Source organism: Prosthecobacter sp. (genome assembly GCF_044378005.1).
Taxonomy (GTDB): domain Bacteria; phylum Verrucomicrobiota; class Verrucomicrobiia; order Verrucomicrobiales; family Verrucomicrobiaceae; genus Prosthecobacter.
The window spans coordinates 1-20299 of the sequence record NZ_JBILYB010000111.1; the positions used below are offsets into that span (position 1 = coordinate 1).

Annotated in this window: 17 protein-coding genes; 12 read left to right on the forward strand and 5 right to left on the reverse strand. The window is 60.3% G+C overall.

Translation table 11 applies throughout. The annotated features are described in order from the left end of the window. Positions 1-961, reverse strand: a 961-nt coding sequence (locus tag AC6FTP_RS18680) for a DUF1587 domain-containing protein (RefSeq protein ID WP_497208428.1), incomplete at its 3' end; no start/stop codon positions are given. 221 nt (positions 962-1182) lie between these two features. Between AC6FTP_RS18680 and AC6FTP_RS18685 the strand changes: the two genes are divergently transcribed. Both AC6FTP_RS18685 and AC6FTP_RS18690 read left to right on the forward strand, forming a co-directional pair. Further along, entirely contained in the window at positions 1183-2490 is a 1308-nt protein-coding gene (locus tag AC6FTP_RS18685; protein ID WP_497208429.1) for a putative DNA modification/repair radical SAM protein, read from the forward strand. Beyond that, positions 2487-3380: a TIGR03915 family putative DNA repair protein gene (locus AC6FTP_RS18690; protein WP_497208430.1), complete on the forward strand. Its 894-nt coding sequence runs from the start codon at positions 2487-2489 to the stop codon at positions 3378-3380. The genes AC6FTP_RS18685 and AC6FTP_RS18690 overlap by 4 nt, the downstream gene beginning before the upstream one ends. Here AC6FTP_RS18690 and AC6FTP_RS18695 read toward each other — a convergent pair. Beyond that, a complete protein-coding gene (locus tag AC6FTP_RS18695; protein ID WP_497208431.1) occupies positions 3331-4068 on the reverse strand; it encodes a YqjF family protein in 738 nt (245 codons plus the stop codon). The genes AC6FTP_RS18690 and AC6FTP_RS18695 overlap by 50 nt on opposite strands. A 116-nt stretch (positions 4069-4184) precedes the next feature. Between AC6FTP_RS18695 and AC6FTP_RS18700 the strand changes: the two genes are divergently transcribed. From AC6FTP_RS18700 to AC6FTP_RS18720, 5 genes are all read left to right on the forward strand, one after another. Beyond that, positions 4185-7334: an RCC1 domain-containing protein gene (locus tag AC6FTP_RS18700; RefSeq protein WP_497208432.1), complete on the forward strand. Its 3150-nt coding sequence runs from the start codon at positions 4185-4187 to the stop codon at positions 7332-7334. Positions 7335-7442: 108 nt separating this feature from the next. After that, on the forward strand, positions 7443-10985 hold the full coding sequence (locus AC6FTP_RS18705) for a choice-of-anchor D domain-containing protein (protein WP_497208433.1): 3543 nt from the start codon (positions 7443-7445) through the stop codon (positions 10983-10985). Further along, complete coding sequence (locus tag AC6FTP_RS18710; protein WP_497208434.1) at positions 10880-11272, forward strand: hypothetical protein; 393 nt, start codon at positions 10880-10882, stop codon at positions 11270-11272. The genes AC6FTP_RS18705 and AC6FTP_RS18710 overlap by 106 nt, the downstream gene beginning before the upstream one ends. Positions 11273-11401: 129 nt before the next feature. Further along, the gene (gene glgA / locus AC6FTP_RS18715) at positions 11402-12604 is read left to right on the forward strand and encodes a glycogen synthase (RefSeq protein WP_497208435.1); all 1203 of its coding nucleotides are present in this window, start codon (positions 11402-11404) and stop codon (positions 12602-12604) included. Positions 12605-12647: 43 nt separating this feature from the next. Next, complete coding sequence (locus tag AC6FTP_RS18720) at positions 12648-12959, forward strand: DUF4339 domain-containing protein (RefSeq protein WP_497208436.1); 312 nt, start codon at positions 12648-12650, stop codon at positions 12957-12959. Positions 12960-13008: 49 nt separating this feature from the next. Here the strand turns inward: AC6FTP_RS18720 and mutL are convergent, their stop codons facing one another. Then, on the reverse strand, positions 13009-14877 hold the full coding sequence (gene mutL, locus AC6FTP_RS18725) for a DNA mismatch repair endonuclease MutL (protein ID WP_497208437.1): 1869 nt from the start codon (positions 14875-14877) through the stop codon (positions 13009-13011). A 111-nt stretch (positions 14878-14988) separates the two neighbouring features. Between mutL and AC6FTP_RS18730 the strand changes: the two genes are divergently transcribed. Both AC6FTP_RS18730 and AC6FTP_RS18735 read left to right on the forward strand, forming a co-directional pair. After that, complete coding sequence (locus AC6FTP_RS18730) at positions 14989-15321, forward strand: HesB/IscA family protein (RefSeq protein ID WP_497208438.1); 333 nt, start codon at positions 14989-14991, stop codon at positions 15319-15321. Next, complete coding sequence (locus AC6FTP_RS18735) at positions 15269-16255, forward strand: hypothetical protein (protein WP_497208439.1); 987 nt, start codon at positions 15269-15271, stop codon at positions 16253-16255. The genes AC6FTP_RS18730 and AC6FTP_RS18735 overlap by 53 nt, the downstream gene beginning before the upstream one ends. Before the next feature lie 82 nt (positions 16256-16337). On the opposite strand, the gene efp is transcribed toward AC6FTP_RS18735, so the two are convergent. Both efp and AC6FTP_RS18745 read right to left on the reverse strand, forming a co-directional pair. After that, positions 16338-16904 carry an elongation factor P gene (efp, locus tag AC6FTP_RS18740; RefSeq protein ID WP_497208440.1) on the reverse strand — a complete coding sequence of 189 codons (567 nt, stop codon included), beginning with the start codon at positions 16902-16904 and terminating at the stop codon, positions 16338-16340. Positions 16905-16962: 58 nt separating this feature from the next. Continuing rightward, complete coding sequence (locus AC6FTP_RS18745) at positions 16963-17814, reverse strand: SMP-30/gluconolactonase/LRE family protein (protein WP_497208441.1); 852 nt, start codon at positions 17812-17814, stop codon at positions 16963-16965. A 153-nt stretch (positions 17815-17967) separates the two neighbouring features. Between AC6FTP_RS18745 and ndk the strand changes: the two genes are divergently transcribed. The 3 genes from ndk (at position 17968) to AC6FTP_RS18760 (ending at position 20040) form a co-directional block, all read left to right on the forward strand. After that, positions 17968-18393: a nucleoside-diphosphate kinase gene (gene ndk, locus AC6FTP_RS18750; protein WP_497208442.1), complete on the forward strand. Its 426-nt coding sequence runs from the start codon at positions 17968-17970 to the stop codon at positions 18391-18393. A gap of 105 nt (positions 18394-18498) precedes the next feature. Continuing rightward, complete coding sequence (rpmB, locus tag AC6FTP_RS18755) at positions 18499-18762, forward strand: 50S ribosomal protein L28 (protein ID WP_497200314.1); 264 nt, start codon at positions 18499-18501, stop codon at positions 18760-18762. Positions 18763-18921: 159 nt separating this feature from the next. Continuing rightward, entirely contained in the window at positions 18922-20040 is a 1119-nt protein-coding gene (locus tag AC6FTP_RS18760; RefSeq protein WP_497208443.1) for an aldo/keto reductase, read from the forward strand. The last annotated feature ends 259 nt before the right edge of the window (positions 20041-20299 follow it).

Consider the following 20299-nt stretch of genomic DNA (forward strand, 5'->3'; position numbering starts at 1 on the left):
CCTCGGGGTTCGGGCCGGGCACGGAATTGATCACGCGCACCGGATAGCTGCCTGCCGTGAGATGCACACGTGCCTCGATGGTCACCGGCTTGTCCTCCGGCGCATCGACGTCCTGCTCGATGATCGTTTTGTCCACCACCGGCATGTAGAGCTTCAAGCGCGGCGCACGACCGCCTTCGGGCCGCAGGCCGCTGAGCTTGATGCGCACGATATAATCACCCGTGTGCGGGATTTTGATGTTCCAGGTGTCGGTCGTGTAATTGTTCGGCACGATCTCGATGCGCACCTTGTCGGCAATGCCACGCGCCTCGTATTCCTCTTTGAAACCCTTCCAGCGGAAATCATAAGGCCCCCAGTGGATCAGCTCGCGCTTCGGCTCCGGCCGCAAGGACAACGCCTCATCGAGAATGGCATCCGCCGCCGCGAGATACTTCTCCACATGGAAGGGCGACAACGTCATCGCCGCGCCGATGCGCTCGAAGCCATGCCAGTCCGGGTCCTCCGGCAGTCCCGTCGGCCCTTTGGCATCAAAGTTCACGCCCAGCAGATCGCGGATCGTGTTCGCATACTCGTCACGCGAGAGCTTGTGAAACGTCACCCGCTCGCCCGATGACTGCCGCACGACTTCCGCCTCGCGAAGCTGTGTCGCGATCCAGTCCCCCACGCGCGAGATTTCCTCCGCCTTCGGCTGCGGCTTATCCTCCGGCGGCATGTCGCCCGAGATGATGCGATTCATGATCTCCTCCCAATGCCCCATGATCTTCGGCGATTGCAGATCCACCGCCAGCGTGTCCACCCGCAGATCGCCCTTCTGCTTCTTCTCGCCATGGCATGAGCTGCAGTGCTGGGAGAAAAACGGCTTCACCACCTTCTCCAGGTCCCGCGATTCAACCGCCCATAGTGAAGCTGTGGCAATCAAGGCGGTGTGGACGATCAGCGTGGCAGAAAGGAGTCGTGTCATTGAACGTGGATCAAACGGTCGCCCGAGCGCCGTCGTGCAAGCCCCCCGAATGTTCGGGGGAGGTGGTTGGAGACAGGAAAGGGGGTGCTCCGCGATCTGATATGCTCCAGAGAACGGAACAAAGCTAAGTGGAAGCCAAGCTGCATGGCATCAATGACCACAGGCACTTCGTGGAAAGAGATGACAAAGCGGTGTGAATGATGAACTGTTCGAGTGAACTCATGGAACTCACGCGCAAACTCGAAATCCTGGCCGATGCGGCGAAGTATGACGCCTCCTGCGCCAGTTCCGGCGCGGCACGGAAGGACTCGCGCGGCAGCACAGGCGTGGGCTCCACAGGCGGCATGGGCATCTGCCACAGCTACACGCCGGACGGGCGCTGCGTGTCCCTCTTGAAGGTGCTGCTGACAAATGTCTGCCTCTACGACTGCCACTACTGCATCAACCGCCGCTCCAGCAATGTGCAGCGCGCCCGTTTCACGCCGGAGGAAGTGGTGCAGCTCACGCTGGATTTTTATAAGCGGAACTACATCGAGGGACTCTTCCTCAGCAGCGGCATCGTGCGCAGCGCGGACTTCACCATGGAGATGGTCATCGAGGTCGCCCGGCAGCTCCGGGAGGTGCACCACTTTCGCGGTTACATTCATCTCAAAACCATCCCCGAAGCCTCACAGGAGCTGATCGAAAAAGCCGGACGCTACGCTGACCGCATCAGCATCAATGTCGAGCTGCCGACGCAGGAGGGTTTGGACAAACTGGCTCCTGAAAAGAATCTCGCGAACACGAAGCAAGCCATGGGCGGCATCCGGGCGAAGATCGAGGAGACGCTCACCGCCCGCAAAGAAGCGCGTCAGATCAAAAACGCGCCGCGTGCCAAAGCGCCCGTCTTTGCCACCGGCCAGAGCACCCAGATGATCGTGGGCGCGGACAGCTCCGATGACGCGCTCGTGCTTGGTCGTGCGGATGAACTGTATCGCGACTACCGCCTGCGCCGCGTCTATTACAGCGGCTTCAGCCCCATCCCGGAGCCCAGCGTGCTGCTGCCCATCAAACCGCCGCCGCTTGTGCGTGAGCATCGGCTTTACCAGGCCGACTGGCTGCTGCGATTCTACGGCTTCGATGTGAAGGAACTGCTTCCCGCCGCGCATCCGCACTTGGATCTGGAGATCGATCCAAAGCTCGCCTGGGCGCTGCGGAACCGGCAGCTTTTCCCCGTGGATGTGAACCGCGCATCGCGGGAAATGCTCTGGCGCATTCCCGGCCTCGGCACGGTGAATGTGGAGCGCATCCTGGCCGCTCGCCGATATGCACGGCTGCATCTCACGGACCTCCAGAGAATGCGCGTGAGCTTGAAAAAGGTACTGCCCTTCATCATCGCCGCCGATCACCTCCCCCGCCCTGCCCTGCTTGAAAGCGAGCACCTCCGCCAGCACTTCCTCCCCGGCCCACGACAGCTCGAACTCAACTTCACCGCAGCGCCCGCCACCAACAAAGCAGACGCCCTCATGGCGCTGAGCGGACAGCTATGATCACCGCCGCCATCGAGCCCAGCTTTGTTGCGTGGCGAGCCAAAGCCCGCAAGCTGCTGCGCCAGAGTGTGAAGCCAGAGGAGGTGGATTGGTGTGATGTCACGCAGACGGGCAGCCTGCTGATGGAGGACTCCGCCATCTATGCGGCGCGGCCAGCGCAGGACATCAAAGTGCCGCCCGACTTCCTCTCGCTCGCGGCCAGTGTCTGTGCTCACACCGATGAGCGGCGCTTCGCCATTCTCTATCGTTTGCTGCATCGACTCACGCTCGGCGGTGAGCGGCATCTGCTCGCCATGCCGCATCATCCCGACACGCGTCAGTGTCAGGTCTGGGCCAAGGCCGTGGCGCGAGACATCCACAAGATGCATGCCTTTGTCCGCTTCCGGCTCATCGGCACCAGCGAGGCTGGGCGCGAGCAATTCGTGGCGTGGTTTGAGCCCACATATCGCATCGTTCGTCTGGCATCGCCGTTTTTCGAAAAGCGCTTCGTGGGCATGGACTGGTCCATTTTAACTCCTGATGAATGCGCCCACTGGGATGGCAGCGATCTCACCTTCAGCCCTGGCGTTTCCAAAGGCGAAGTCCCCGACGCCGATGCCCACGACGACCTCTGGCGCACCTACTACCGCAGCATCTTCAATCCCGCGCGGCTGAAGGTGCAGGCCATGCAGTCCGAGATGCCGCAGAAGTATTGGAAGAACCTGCCTGAAGCGCAGATCATCCGGGAACTCATCACCGGCAGCTCAGGCAAAGTGAAGCAGATGATCGCCACGCCGGAGCGACCCGTGAAGCCGATGCCGGACAATGCGTATCTGAAATCACTGCATCAGCGTCCCACATCTACGCCGTCAGCGGATACACCGTCACCACCACTCCCGGCGAACCAATGACGTGATCCGGTGGCCGTGTCGGCACGGCATATCCATTCAGGCGGAAAAGGTCCGCATCCCAGGACTCCAACTCCACCTCTGCCAGTGGATAGGGCGCATGATGCACCCGCCCTGTTCGCAGGCCGCGCGGCGTGTGAGCGAAGAGCAGGTATCGCTCCGCCAGGAAGAACTCCAGCGTGCCCGGCTCGGCCAAACGCGTCCCCGCCTTGAGTCGATAGCGAAACTCGGACCTGTGTTCATCCCCGCGTCTTTTCGAGCAGTAGTGGATCAGTCCATCCTGCGACTTCGTCAGTGACATCCTCGCGTGCTGATACGGCAGATGAAACAGCGTCCGAGCCGTCCACACGGCCAGAGCTTGATCACACTCCAGCGAGTCAAACCACACGCCAGGCCTGCCTTGATCATCGTGGACATAGGTGCGGAGATTCATCTCCAAAAAGTCACTGATCCCCGGCACCGGCGGGCAGAAGCGCGGACGGATGCCGCGCATGGCAAAGGGCACGATGGCGATCCAAGCCTTCCCATCAAACGTGTCCACATGCAGCCCTGACGGCAGTCGCTTCTGAACCTCCGCCGCATCCCAGGCCCAGTGCAGAAACAGCAGATCCTCCCACCGCTGGTGCATCACCACCGGCTGGTCGAGCGGCTTGTCACGCTGGGCGGTTCGTTGAGGGAGTGTGGGCGACATCAGGCGAATGTTACGATTCAAAGATTGCCTTATCTCCAATATAAGATAGGCGAGACACATCGTGCGGAATTAATTCATCATCATGGTGATGCGCCGTGCGTAGATGAAATCTCTTCATGCGCCTCAAAGCCCTCTCCCGCTGTCTTCTCCTCGTCTCGGCACTTGGATCTCTCCTCACTCTTCGAGCACAAGCCCAGGGCCCGATCTCGGCGGGTTACAACACGGCGGCGGATGTGCCGGTCACGTCAAACAACTTCACGGCGACAGGCAGCAGCATTAGCTTCGCTCTGAACTTCGCCCCGCCAGTGGGCACGACGCTGAAGGTGGTGGAGAACACGGGAATCACCTTCATCAATGGTGAGTTCAGCAATCTGGCTCAGGGCCAGGTGGTGACGCTGACCTATGCCAGCAGGAACTATGAATTCGTGGCGAACTACTATGGCGGCACGGGGAACGACCTGGAACTCGTCTGGAAAAAGACCCGCCTCATCGGCTGGGGGCCGGGGGGCAGGCAGCTCGGCTTTGATCCGGTCTCGAACCTCAGCATCAACATCCCCGCCGTGGTGGACACGGCAACCGGGCAGCTCAGCGGCCGCACGATTTTGCGCGTCGTCGGTGGCAGCAATTACACGATGGCGCTGTGCTCTGACGGTCGGCTGCTGGCCTGGGGGGAAGGTTTCCGCGGCACCATGGGGGATGGCACCACGAATCCGCAGGATCTGCCCCAGCTCGTGCCGCAGACCGGTGTGCTGGCGGGAAAGACCGTGGCCACCATTTCCGGCGGTGACAAGCATGTGCTGGCGCTGTGCTCAGACGGCAGCGTGCTGGCCTGGGGCTGGAACACCAACGGCCAGGTCGGCGACAACACCACGACTCTGCGCAGCAGCCCGGTGCTGATCAATGGTGGCGCTCTTGCAGGGAAAACGGTGGTGGCCGTCTCCGCCGGGGAGGACTTCTCCCTGGCTCTCTGCTCGGACGGCACGCTGGCGGCCTGGGGCTTCAACGCCAACGGACGTCTCGGTGTGGGAGACACCACGCAGCGGAATCTGCCCACGCTGGTGCCTGTGACGGGTGCCCTGGTGGGGAGAACCATCGTCAGCATCGGCGCGGGTGGCGGTTTCTCAGCGGTGCTCTGCTCGGACGGCCGCGTGGTGAGCTGGGGGAACAGTCAATACGGTCAGCTCGGCTCCGGTGGCAGTCATTCACTGATTCCCGTGCTGGTGAGCAATGCCTCAGGCACTGGCCTGCAAGGGAAGCTGGTGAAGGCTCTGGTGGTCGGCTCCACCCAAGCTCTCGTGCAGTGTACGGACGGTAGTCTGGCGGCCTGGGGTATCTTTGGCGGCGATGGGCAGGATGCCTCGACACGCAATTACAGCCCCGTGCCGGTGAACATGAGCGGGGTGCTTTCAGGAAAGACCGTGGGTGCCATCTACTCCCGCACGAACCACCACACGCTGCTTTGCACGGACGGCACAGCGGTGGCCTGGGGAGAAGGCAGTGAGGGGTCCATGGGAGATGGCAGCAACACTGCCCGCGTCCTGCCGGTGCTGGTGAATACCAGCGCGTTGGCACCGGATGACCGCATCGTGAGCCTCTCCAGCGGCCCGCTGTCCTTCAACAACTTCGCCATCGTGGGCTTTTCCGGCCTGCCGGACATTGCTCTCACTCCCTTCGGTGGCAGCAGCCTTACCTCGGGCGTGAGCACCCTGGCCTTTGGCACTGAGGAGCTGACCTTCACCAAGCCGATCAGCGTGACGCTGCAAAACACGGGCAGTGGCCCGCTGGAGGTGTCTGGCATCGCCCTTAGCGGCACGAATGCGGCAGATTTCAGCATCTTCCCGGCTTTGCCGCCGAGCGGCACTCTGAATTTGGCACCGGGTGCAAAGATCAACTTCGTGGTCTCCTTCACACCGTCTAGTGCCGCCGCTCATAGTGCGACGCTGACGGTGACGAGCACGGATTTCGACGAGTCACCCTTCACCGTGGCGCTCACTGGCGCGGGGCAGGCGCTGGACACCACGCCGCTGGCTGCCAGCTACACCACCGGTGCCGAGGTGCCTGTGACTGCTGCCACCTACACCGCCGCAGGCCGTGCGATCAATCTCACCTTCAACTACCAGCCCGCCGTCGGCTCGAAGCTCGTGGTGATCAACAACACAGGTCTCGGCTTCATCCGTGGAGCCTTCACCAATCTCCGCCAAGGCCAGCCCGTGACCATTTCCTACAATGGTCAGGACTACCACTTTGTGGCGAACTACTACGGCGGCACGGGCAATGACCTGGAACTCGTCTGGGCCACCAACCGCCTCGCCGCCTGGGGTTACGGCGGCAACCACCTGGGTGTCAATCCACCCACGGATGCGAATACAAACACGCCGCGTGCCGTCGGCCAGACTGGCGGATTGCTGGATGGGAAAGCCATCCTTAGTGTGACCTCCGGCTACTGGCACAGCGTGGCGCTGATGGCAGACGGCACCCTGCTCAGCTGGGGAAATGATTACAGCGGCGGCAGACTGGGGAATGGTACGACCGATCCCAAGCCCTACCCTGCGCCGGTGGATCAGTCCGGAGTGCTGGCTGGCAAGCGCGTGGTCGCCATCTCCGCAGGTAACTCTCATACGCTGGCACTGACCGCGGATGGCCTCGTTGCAGCCTGGGGTGCCAACGGCTCCGGGCAGCTCGGAGACGGCACGACGACACCACGATACACCCCCGTGCTGGTGAATACCCTCGGTGCCCTGGCGGGGAAATTCGTCGTCGGCATCTCAGCGGGTTATACCCACTCATTGGCCCTCTGCTCGGATGGCACCCTCATCGCCTGGGGCGAAGGCACCAGCGGCCAGATGGGCAATGGCACGGCGAACAGCAGTTCGGTGCCCGTCACCGTGACCGTGACAGGTACTGCTCTGGAGGGCCGTACGCCCATCCAGGTCAGCGCGGGCTCCAGCCACTGCATGGCCCTTTGCTCTGACGGCACCGCCGTGAGCTGGGGCAGCAATTCCTATGGCCAGCTCGGCATCAGTCCGAGTGCCAATCCCGTCTATGTCGCCCGCGCTGTGTTCACGGGGGCAGGCTCTGCGCTCCAGGGCAAGACCCTGAAATCCATCTCCTCCGGCTCTGCGGAAGTCACCGGCCTCTGCACCGATGGCACCCTGGTCGCCTGGGGACTCTTCACCGGAGATGGTACCAACACCACGCGGGATATTCCGGTGCTCGTCAGCACAGCCACCGCCCTTTCAGGCAAGACCGCCGTGGCCCATAGCTAGCGCTACAACAACAAGACTGTCCTGTGCAGCGATGGCAGCCTCGTCGGCTGGGGTTACAATGATGAAGGCGGTGTCGGCGACGGCACATTCACCGAGCGTCTTTCCCCCGTGGCTTTAAACTCCAGCCTGCTGCAGCCCAATGAGAAATTCAGCGCGCTTTCCCAGGCCCCCACTTCCGCTCATGGTCTGGCCGTGATCGCCTCTCCGCAGACGGTGGAAATCGTCGTCGAGCAGCCTGCGGACACGAGCCTCACCGATGGCAGCTCCACGGTGGCCTATAGCAGCGTCTTGGTAAACACCAGCTCGACCAAGACCTTCACCATCAAGAACACAGGCAATACCTACCTCACCGGCCTCACCATCGCCATTGATGGTCCGGATGCCGATGACTTCGATGTCACCACCGTGCCCGTCTCCCCGGTGATTGCCGGTGCCAGCACCACCTTTGTCCTGACCTTCCAAACCTCCACGCTCGGTGCCAAGACCGCCGCCCTGCACATCAGCAGCAACGACGCGGATGAAAACACCTTCGACATCGCTCTCACCGCCACCAGCTTCGGCATCCCCGAGATCGATGTGCAGGAAGTCGCCGACACCTCCTTTACCAGTGGTGGCACGACGGACTTTGGCAACGCCATCGTCGGCACCTCGAAGGTGAAGACCTTCACCGTGCTGAACACCGGCTCTGCACCGATCACCGGCCTCAGCACGTATTTCTCGGCGGGAGACTTCAACATGAACACTCCGCTGGGCTCGCTGACGATCGCTCCCGGAGCCAGCACCACCTTCAGCGTGCGCTTCCAGCCCGGCGGTGCGGGTCCGGCCACTGGCAGCCTCGAACTCTCCAGCAATGACGCCGACGAAAGCACCTACGTCATCAACTTCACCGGCAACGGTGTGCCCGTCAGTGCTCCTGAGATCGCCGTCTTCAACGAGACGGATGACAACACCGAACTCGACGACAACACCGGCACCGTGGCCTTTGGCTCGACCGAGGTCGGTGTCGGCAAGACCTACACCTTCATCATCCGCAATAAAGGCACCGCCAGCCTCACCGGCCTTGCTTTGAGCAAAACCGGAGCCAATGCCGCTGACTTCACTTTCAGTCCGCTGAGCACCACGACCCTCGGCTTTGAAGGCTTCACCACCTTCACCGTGAACTTCCTCCCCGGCGCTGTCGGTGCCCGCACCGCCACGATCCGAGTCGCCAGCAATGATGCGAATGAAAACCCCTTCGACATCATCCTCACTGGCACCGGCACCACGCCTGAGATCTCCATCGAAGTCCCGTCAGGCACTCCCGTGGCTGATGCTGGCACGCTCAACTTTGGTGCCTCTGTTCCCGTCGGCACGGCGGTGGACCTCACCTTCCTCATCAAGAACCTCGGCACTGCCACGCTGTACCTTGGCACCATCGCCATTGATGGCGCAAACGCTTCTGACTTCAGCCTGCTGGGCCTCTCTGACGCCGCCATCGGACCCGGTCAGTCCGCTAACCTGCCCATCACCTTCCGCCCCTCCAGCTTCGGCCCGCGTGCTGCCGCCATCCACTTCGTGAATAGCGACAGCAACGAAAGTCCCTACGACATCAAGCTCACCGGCACTGCCGTTGGCCCTGAGATCAGCGTCGAGCAGCCTGCGGCCACGGTCCTCGTGGACGGAGTCACCTCGATCAATTTTGGCCCTGCTGTGCAGCCAGCCTTTGTCTCCCGCACCTTCACGATCAAGAACCCAGGCACGACCAACCTCACAGGAATCGCCGCCAGCTTCGTCGGACCTGATGCCGCCAGCTTCAGCATCACCACGCCACCTCTGGCCACTCTGGCCTCGAAAGGCACCACCACCTTCATCGCCCGCTTCACGCCGAATGCCATTCGCGTCTTCAATGCCACCCTCCGCGTCGCCAGCAACGATTACGACGAGGACCCCTTCGACATCGCCGTCACTGGCGAAGGTGTGGCCACGCTAAATCCTTCCTTTGATGTGCATCCGGTCAGCCAGATCATCGCCCTCGGCCTGCCAGTGACCTTTGGTTCCGTCGTGGACAGCCCCACCGCCTTCACCAGCCAGTGGTATAAAGGCAACGCAATCTTTGCCAAGATCTCCGGAGCCACCTCGACCAGCTACACCCTCCCTGCGGTGAAGCTCGCGGATGCCGCCGTGCTTTACCGGAACCGCGCCACCAACCCCGCTGGCTTCACGGACAGCAACACCGCCGCCCTCACCGTGGTGGACCGCACCGCAAAGACCTTTAACCTCGCCGCTGGGGCCAAGGCCACCTTCACCGCCAGCGCCGCCACCACCACCGGCAGCACCTTGACCTATCTCTGGCTCAAAGATGGCGATCCACTGCCGGCCGATGTGCGTTACGTCGTCGGTCCCGCGAACCAACTGGTGATCAACACCCTTGAATCCGGCGACGCCGCCACCTACACCTGCGAGGTCACCGGCCCCGGCGGCACACTGCCAGGAGGTGACAACGTCCTCACCGTCTTCGATGACGCCCCGCTCATCACGCCAAACCCCGTCGTCATGACTGAAGGCATCGTCAGTGGTGATTACAGCTTCTTCATCCCGCTGGACCCCACCAAGGGCACCGCCACGCTCTTCACCGCCACACCTTTGCCCGCCGGTCTGAAGCTGAATGCCACCACGGGTGAGATCTACGGCAAGCCTACGACAGCCAAGGTTTCGCCGCCCTATTCCTTCACCGTCACTGCGAAGAACAGCATCAATACATCCACCGCCACGGCCACACTCATCGTTCGGCCTTTGACCGCCGGTGCGGATGGCGACTACCTCGGCATCATCGAGCGTGGTCCTGTGAATGACGACCTCGGCGGACGCTTCGAGCTGAAAGTCACCCCCACAGGCAGCTACACCGGCAAGGTCTTCCTCGGCACCAAGAACTACAGCTTCCCCACAGGCGGCAGCATCACCACCACGGCGGGCAGTTCCCTCGTGACGGGTAACCTCAGCATCACTCGCGCACCTTTGCCCGCCCTCGCCGTCAGCTTCACCATCAACACCCTCACGAAGCGCATCACCACCGGTGCCGTCAGCAGCAGCGGCCTCGGAAGCAGCAGCTTCACCGGCTGGAAAAACACCTGGAACGCCACCACCCAGGCCACCGACTACGACGACTACTACACCTTCTCTCTGGATGTCCCGCTGCCACTCGCCGGCGATGACGACATCCCGCAGGGGCTCGGCTACGGCTCCTTCAAAGTGCCCGCTAAAGGCGAATCCTTCACCATCGCCGGCCTCACGGCGGATGGCGAGAAATTCACCTCCAGCAGCTTCCTCGGCCCTGATGGTGACGTCGCCATCTATGACGACCTGCCCACCAAAGGAAGCCTCGTCGGCATCCTCGACATTGTCCCCGGCACCGGACCCTCTTTGGGCCAAAATTCCCTCGCAGGCGCCCCCACCTGGTCACGCCCCGCTAGCACCGCCGCCAATGCCACGACCTACAAAGACGGCTTTACCGCCTTCTCCCTCATCCTCACGGGCGGACGCTATGCCCCCCCGCAAGCAACGCTATCGTGCTCGGCAAGCCCACCCCTGCCGTCGCCAACAACGCCGGCCTCGCCTTCTTCGATGCAGGCCTCGGTGGGCCACCCTCGCGTGCTGACCGCCGCGTCTCGCTGATCCCAGGAAAGAGCCTCACCATCGCTGCCTCAGGCCCCACGCTCACGACCCTGAAGATCGCCACAGACACCGGCCTCATCAGCGGCGGCTTCACCCTCACGGACGCCCACCCCGTCACCCCCGGAGCCAAGCCCATCGTGCGGAAGCCCACCTTCCAGGGCATCATCGTGCCGACAACGACCGGCCAGGAAGGCCACGGCTTCTTCCTCCTCCAGCAGCTCCCCGAGCCGATCTTCCCACAGCCCGCTGTGCTGCCCGTGCTCTCCGGCGGTGTGATCTTGGAATAATCCCACCTCAGCCTCTCAACGGACGCGCCCCTCACAGGTCGCGTCCGTTTTTGCGTCCAAGCCATCTCTTCGTGAACGGTTTGATGCTTGCCTATGCCCCCAGTCTCACGATAGACAGCACCCGCACCCATGAAGTCCCTCTTCCTCACCAACGAATACCCTCCCTACATCTACGGCGGAGCTGGCGTTCACGTCGAATACCTCACCCGCGAACTCGCCAAGCTCATGGACGTGGAGGTCCGCTGCTTTGGAGATCAGGAAGACAGCACCGGCACCATCGAAGTCCACGGCACCGGGCTCGATAACTCGAAGTGGACCAGCCCCGCGAACCTCAAGTCCGTCTTCGGCGCCCTCCAGCGGAATCTCGACTTCAACACCCGCAACATCGACGCCCAGGTCGTCCATCTCCACACCTGGTATGCCCACTTCGGCGGCATCCTCGCCAAGCTGAACTACGGCATCCCCATGGTCCTCACCGTCCATTCCCTGGAGCCCCTCCGCCCCTGGAAGCGTGAGCAACTCGGCGGCGGCTACGACTTCACCTGCTGGCTGGAAAAGACCGCCATCGAAATGGCCGACGCCATCGTCGCCGTCTCCGAAGAGACCAAAGTCGATGTCATGCGCCTCTTCCACGTCGATCCCCACAAGATCCACGTCATCCACAACGGCATCGACCCTGACGAATACAAGCGCACCGAATCCCCCGACGTCCTCCGCAAGCACGGCGTGGACCCCGACGTGCCGTATGTCCTTTTTGTTGGCCGCATCACCCGCCAGAAGGGCATCGTCCACCTCGTCCGCGCCATCGAGAGCATGGACCCCGGCTTCCAGGTCGTCCTTTGCGCCGGAGCGCCAGACACCCCTGAGATCCTCGCCGAGATGGAGGCCGCCGTCGCCGCCGCCCAGATGAAGCGCGGCGGCATCGTCTGGATTCAGTCCATGCTGCCCGTGCAGGAAAAAATCGTCATGTATTCCCATGCCAGCGTCTTCTGCTGCCCCTCCATCTATGAGCCCTTCGGCATCATCAATCTGGAGGCCATGGCTTGTGAGACCGCCGTCGTCGCCAGCGCCGTCGGCGGCATCAAAGAAGTCGTCGTCCCCTACGAGACCGGCCTCCTCGTCCAGCTCGACCAGCAGACCGAGAGCCCCTTCGAGGCCACCGACCCCGCCCGCTTCGCCAAAGACCTCGCCGAAGGCATCAACAGCCTCATGGCCGACCCCGAAAAATGCCGCCAGATGGGCATCGCCGGCCGCAAACGCGCCGTCGAGCGCTTCAGTTGGACCAGCATCGCCGAGCGCACCAAGGCTCTTTACGACACGCTCGTGAAGTGATGAGGCTTCCCATTGCTCTCCTGATCATGCATAAATCACCATGATGACTTGGTACTTCAACAACGATGGCACAGCTGATGGGCCCCATGATGAATCTGCGATGCTCACCTTGATTCAGGCAGGGCGTGTCAGCACCAGCACCCTCATCTGGCATGCAGGGCTGGATCTGTGGCAGGAGGCCGGGACGCTGAAAGGCATCTGGTGGCAGAAGTCGCAGCCACTTTCCGCCCCCTCGAAACTGGATGGCAAAGTCCCCACGCCTCATCGTAGCCCCATGCCGCTGGCACCCACGGAGCAGATTGCCAAGGATAAGGGGGTAGGATTGTTTAAACGATTGTTCGGAAGAAAGAGCTGAGTCCTGATTGGGCCATCTCGTTGATGGATCACTCCATCGTTTGGAATCATCACGGCGCGAGCCGACCAAACTTTTTCTCCAGTTCCTTGAGAGACATCTGGATGAGGGTGGGCCGGCCATGGGGGCAGCAGTAGGGCATCTCACAATCGAACAGATCGCGCAGCAGGGCCTCGATCTCGGGGATGGAGAGTTTGTCATTCGCCTTGATGCTGTGACGGCATACGGTGGTGGCGATCATGTCCTCGCCAAGGCGCAGGGAAGAGCCTTTGGCACTGAGCGTTTGCAGTTCTTCGATGATTTGATCGAGCCATGAGAGCGGATCGTCAGTCTTCAGGAAGGTGGGCAGAGCTTCGACCTTGAAGATGTTTGGACCGAAGGGTTCGATGTCGATGCCGAGACGTCCTAGCGTCTCCTGATGGCGGCGCAGGATATCGGCATCACGAGGGCTGACTTGAAGCGTGAGTGGCATGAGCAATCTCTGAGATGGCACCCCCCCCTGTTCCATCGCCCGGCGCATTTTTTCAAAATTCACGCGTTCATGGGCGGCGTGCTGATCCATAAGCACGAGACCGTCAGTGCTCTCGAGTAAAATATAGAGCCGATGTACCACGCCGATGATGCGGAAATCCGGTCTTTCCGGCTTTGGCACAGAGGTAGGTTTAACCTCTGGCAAATGATCGGGGGAAACTGAGGTTTCCACAGATTCATGTGGGGCGGAGGTCACTCTGGCGGGAAGTGTCACCGGTGGCTCCTCAGGAGGGAGGCTTCTTGACGCGGGTGCTGGCGTAAAGGCTGTCGGTTCAGTTTTGAGGACGAATGGCACAGCAGGCGTGTGAATGGCGAAACTCTGCTGCTGTGGCACGGCGACCACAGGAAGCGCAGCCCTCGAAAGGGCGGATGGCGGAGTGTGGCCTTCGGGTAATTTGGTGGCGCTTTCGAGTGCTTGACTCACTGCCTTTGCCACAGCATCTCGAATGGCGAAGCCGTCATGAAAACGAACCTCCTTCTTTGCGGGATGGACATTGATGTCATAGCCGACGGCATCCATCTCGATGAAAAGAAAGGTCACGGGATGCTGCCCTTTCATCAGTGAGGTGTGAAAGCCTTCGCGCAGGCCATAGTTGATGGAGCTGCTCTCGATGGGGCGGCCATTTAAAAAGGTGAGCTGCTGCTGACGGCTGGACCGGCTTAGACCAGGGCCGCCGATGAATCCCCATACACGGATGCCTTTGAGTTCCACAGGCTGAACACGAATGAGCCGACGTGCGAGTTCGACTCCCACGAGGCCACGGATACGCTCCAGCACATCATCCGTGGCAGGAAGGTGGAAGGCCACGGCACCATCTCGGATGAGAGTGAAACTGACCTCTGCGTGGGCAATGGCATGGACGATGAACTGCTGCTCGATGTGGGAGTATTCCGTGGTCTCAGTGCGTAGAAATTTTCTCCGTGCCGGCACATTGAAAAAAAGCGACCGTGCCTCAATAACCGTGCCTGAGGCACCTCCATAGTCTTTCACCGAAGAGAGTTTACCGCCATTGATCTCCACCTCGGTGCCGCTGAGAGCCTCTTTCTCACGAGTGGCCAGACGGAAACGTGTGACGCTGGCGATACTCGGCAACGCCTCGCCGCGAAATCCAAAGGTCATTATGGCGGCCAAGTCTTCCTTGGTTCGAATCTTGCTTGTAGCATGTCTCTCAATGCTCAGCAGCGCATCTTCACGATTCATCCCAAAGCCATCATCCACCACCCGGATCATCGCCGTTCCGCCGCGCTGCACTTCTACAGTGATGTGCGTAGAGCCTGCATCCAGGCTGTTTTCCACGAGTTCGCGGATAACAGCTGCAGGTCGCTCCACGACTTCGCCAGCAGCGACTTGGCTGGCGAGTGCATCGGGCAGAATCCGGATTTTTGACATAACAATGAAATAAATGAAAAGGCTGAGTGCGTAATCCTTGCAACTGTCAGGTGCCTGTGAAAAGGGCGTGCCTCACAAATCATTCATCGTCCCGACACCCCACCTTTGAGGATGATCTCTCTTACCGATAATGCAGTCATTCATCTCCGCCAGCTCCTTGATGACAAGGGGGCATCTGACGGAGCAGGTTTGCGCATTCGTGTGGAGAAGGGCGGTTGCGCTGGCTGGCAGTACACGATGAAGGTGGATCTTCCCCAGGCGGAGGACAGGGTCTTCGAACGTCTGGGAGTCTCACTCATTGTGGACTCGGAAAGTCTGGTATTTTTAGATAATAGCCAGATTGACTATATAGAAGACCTTAATGATTCCGGCTTCCGCGTAGAGAATCCAAATGCTGCCCGAAATTGCGGATGCGGAACCTCTTTTGAGCCCAAAGCAGCCTAGATGTCTCATTAGCAATGAATTATTTCAGTTTATTCACAAAAATTCCTTTTCTTTTGTTCTTAAACCAGTAAAATTTAACAACCTTAATTCCAATAACTTTAATAATTTTCTCACAAATGCTATGCATATTCGATTTTTGAGCGATGGCAGCGAGTACCGCTCGTACGGAGGCGGAAACTTTTCCAAAAAAAAGGAGGGTGATGGGGCCATTTTTTGGTGGGCCATTCTTATCACTCTTCTCATGGGTGCTGCTACTTTCTGCTGGTTCTTCAGTATCATGGTCTTCGCTCATCCAGAGAAGCCCTTTAACTACAAAATGCTGGCCAAACTCAAGAAGCTGGAGCCTCTCCGCCCTTGGACTACTTACACAGTGCCGAATGGCAAAAAACTAGATGCGAGGGCTTTGCTGGCTGAATTCTATCCCTACAGCGCCGAGCAGATGGCCGTCAGCAATGATGTCCTCAAGCGCTCTTTCATTCGCAACTTCAAGCATGAAAGGCCAATGTATGTTCTGGGCAATTATAAAATAATCAGCCTACGCATGCTCACAGAGGCAGATGTGGCCTCACCTGGGTGGGTGGTGCGGGCTCGGGCTACGGAGCTTGAAGATGTGGACATAGAAATCCTGATGCCTGGCCTCACCGTCAAAGACGAACCTTTTCACGTGGGTGATGTGGTGACCATGGATGGTAGCAAACCTCAGGTGACTGTCCTGCATGTGCAGCGCATGGATGGTGATCGTATTTGCGTCACGACCATTCCACTGGCATACACGGGATTTACCAAGACAGCATCTTCCATCAAGATGTCACCTCCAGACAAACTGAACATGGACGCCTACTGGCCCGTGACTCGTGACACCGGTTCAGCAATGGCGGCTGTTGAAAGCGAGATCACTGGCGAACGAAAAGACGTCGTGGCTACAGGTAATTAACCGATTGGACTGGCATCTGACTTCAAAAAAACCACGACCCCGTAAAGGTCGTGGTTTTTTGTGGGTTGGAAAGACCTTGATATCAGTTCACGCGGCCGAGGTAGGAATTGTCTTCGGTCTTGACGCTGATCTTGTCGCCTGGGCCAATGAAGAGCGGCACCTGAACAACGAGGCCGGTTTCGAGCACGGCGGCTTTGTAAACATTGTTGGCGGAGTCACCTTTGACGCCTTCGGGGGCTTCAGTGACCTGCATGGTCACGGAGGGTGGAAGCTCAATGCCGATGGCGATGCTGTCGGCGAACTGCACGGTGTACTTCTGCCCCTCAATGAGGTAGTCCTTGGATTCACCGACATTGGATTCCGTGAGGATGACGTCCTCAAAGGTCTCGGGGTGCATGAAGTGGAAGCCGTCGCCATCCTTATAACTGAACTCATGCGGCTGCCTCTCGAGGTTCACGGATTCGAGGGATTCGTTGGAAGTCATGCGCAGGTTATAAACCTTGCCAGTGCCGAGTGTGCGGATGGACATCTGCACATAGGAGGCCATGCGCGGAGGCGTCTTCAGCTCGAAAGCTGAGACGATGCACACTTCGTTGTTGTACCGCACGGCGTGGCCTTTGCGGAGATTGATGACGGGGGTGGAAGCCATAGGAGCGGGCGTGTTTAGGCGGGTGAACGGGGAAAGCAAGAGGCAATCCAGCCCAGGATCATCCCCCAAAAGCATCCGATGCCACCCCCTGGGCTCCGGGGCGGCAAACAAAAAGCCTGCCAGCCAGCGGTTCGGACAGTCCCGGCTTGAGCCCGGTCGTCACATAGAGGTCTCGAAGTTCAGGCCCGCCGAATGCACAGGCGGTGGTTTCAACGCAGGGAAAGCGGATCTCCTCGACGACCTTTTTTGTCCATGGGTCAAAACAAACAACCTTGGCTCCATGACAAAAGGCGATCCATAACCGGTCCTCGCTGTCAATGGTCATGCCATCTGGGCTTGATGAATCCTCGCGGGTGTCCCAGATGATGCGCTCGTTGGAAATGGCACTCGAACTGGCATCGAAGTCAAAGGCACGGATTTTTTTGCTCGGTGTGTCGATGTAATACATCGTGGCGGCATCGCGAGTCCAGATGATGCCGTTGGAGTTTGTCACGGGGCCGAACTTCTTTTCGATATGGAGATCTGTGTGGAGGCAATAGAGCGCTGCGTCAGGTTGTTTCGCCAGACAGATGCTGCCCGCCCAGAGACGGCCCGCAGGGTCACATTTCCCGTCGTTGAAGCGATTGTCCGGAAGGTCGGGCTCCGGGTCACCTATCGCGGTACTTTCTCCGGTCGTCTCATCGAGGAAATGGAAGCCGCTGTCGCCAGCCCACACGAGACCTCCCTTGGCACGTGGAACCACACTGCCGACTCGTTCACCCACATTCCAGATCTTCTCTTCTTGAGTCAGTGGATCATAGGCCAGGATTTTGTACGCTTCGATATCGACGTAGAGCAGGCGGTTCTGGTGCCAGATGGGGCCCTCGCCCCAAACCGAAATGTGATGTCCGACGGGTTCGACTTGGATCATGCGGCGTTATTACGATGCGTCAGCGAGCCCGGTCAAGAGTGGGGTCATCTCACCGAGTTAAGATGCGCGATGAACACCCCTGCTGCCGAACCCCTTGACTCACGGGGGGAGTACCGCCACCATGCGCGCCCTTTTCCACCCCCCACGAAAAACATGGCTCAAGAAACCTCACTGCTCCTGCTGAAACCCGATTGCGTCGCCCAAGGTCTGAATGGCGAAGTGCTGCGCCGTCTGGAGGCCGAAGGCTTCCGCGTCCGTGGCATCAAAATGATCCAGCTCACCGACGAGCTGCTGAAGGAGCACTACTCACACATCGCCGACAAGCCCTTCTTCCCCGACGTGGCCAGCTTCATGAAGAGCAACCCCGTCATCGCCGTGGCCCTTGCCGGTGAAAACGTCATCGCCCACGTCCGCGGCCTCCTCGGCCCCACCGACTCCAAGATCGCCCCCAAAGGCACCATCCGTGGTGACTTCGGCAGCGACAAGATGACCAACGTCGTTCACGCCTCCGATTCCCCCGAAGCGGCTGCCGTGGAATTGAAGCGCTTCTTCAAAGACGGCGAGATTTTCAGCTACTGATCCCCTGCAGGGTCACGAAAGGTCGATTTCACCGGTTGACGAACCGGAAGCATCGGCTAGTCTCGCCACCCTTTTCCCCCGAAAACCCCAGCCCAAGCACCTTTTATGGCCAAAGTCTGTCAAATCACCGGAGTCGGCGTCACGCGCGGCCACCACATCCATCGTAGCGGTAAAGCCAAGAAAGAAGGCGGTATCGGTAAGCACATCACCAAGCGCGTGAAGCGCGTCATCTTCCCGAACCTCCGCACCAAGCGCATCTGGGTTCCAGAACTGGCCAAGTACGTCACCGTCAAGCTCAGCGCCCGCGCCCTGAAGACCGTGAACAAGAACGGCGCCTTCAAGGTCCTCAAAGGAGCTGGCCTCATCTAAGGGTCCGCCTCCCTACATTCCTTTTGCTCAGGGCAGATCCTCACCGGTCTGCCCTTTGCTTTTTCTGGGCATCACCCCGCCGATCCTGCGAGTCCGCAGCCAGCGCTTGCGTTTATCCCACCCACTGCCAAAGAGACAGCCCTTCCGATTTCCCGACCTATGAACCTGACCCGAACCGCCTACGGCACCTGGAGTGGTGGCCGCTTCATGCATTATGGAGAGCAGCTCTCCGAAGAGCACTACATGCAGCTCATGCGCGACTCCTTCAACAAAGGCGTCCGCACCTTCGTCACCGCCGACGTCTATGGCGTGGGCCGTGCCGACTCCCTCCTCGGCGAGGCACTCAAAGGCATCCCGCGTGAGGAATACTGCCTCGCAGGCATCATCGGCCACGACATCTACGAAGGCATCCGCCAGGGCTCACGCGGCTACCCACGCTTCACCGACCCCGCCCTCCGCGGCCCCGATGGCTACTACGACTACCTCAAAATGGCCGCTGAAAAGTCCCTGGAGCGCTGCCAGACCTCCAAGTTCGACCTCCTCATGCTGCACAACCCCGACAGCATCGCCTACACCAGCGACGTCGTCTGGGACGCCTTCACCCGCCTGAAGACCGAAGGCCTCACCGACCGCCTCGGCATCGCCCCTGGCCCCGCCAATGGCTTCACCCTCGACATGATCGAGTGCTTCGAGCGCTTCGGCGACCGCATGGACTGGGCCATGATCATCCTCAATCCCTTCGAGCCCTGGCCCGGCCAGCACGTCCTCGCCGCCGCTGAAAAGAACGGCGTCGATATCATGGCACGCGTCGTCGATTACGGCGGCGTCTTCCATGACGATGTCAAAGCCGGCCACAAATTCCGCGACGGCGACCACCGCACCCACCGCCCCGCCGGCTGGATCGAGCACGCCGTCGAAAAGCTGGAGCGCGTCCGCCCCATCGCCGAAAAGCACGGCCTCACCATGCTCCAGCTCGCCTGCCTCTGGACGCTGGCAAACACCGCCGTCAAAAGCGTCGTCCCCACCATGATCCAGGAGCACGGAGACGGAGCCCGCAGCATCGAGAGCAAGCTCGACGACCTCGCTGCCCTCCCCGAGCAATGCCTCAGCAAGGAAGAGATCGAGACCATCCGCAGCATCGGTGACAACACCGGTTGCATGGCCCTCAAAGGCGCCAGCGTCCGCCACGCCGGCCAGGAGCCCCGCCCCGACGAATGGGCCATGCGGGACGACCTCCTCACCCTCGCCAAGCGCTGGGACCTCACCCTCGACTGGTGACGCGCCCTACCGCTTCGCAAAGCACGAAAGAAAAAGCCCGGCCTCCGTCATGGAGCCGGGCTTTTTTCATGTCCCAGTCGGCAAAGACCCGCCGTCTCAGATCACTACGATCTCCGCCACCGGGCCCGTCAGCGCCTCCAGGCTGCCGTTCATGGCGATGATCTTCACGCGCAGCAGCGCGCCGCTGGGCTGGTTCTTCAGCAGCTCCTCACCGTCGCCGCCGCTCTTGCCGTATTCGCGGAAGTCCGCGTCCACACCG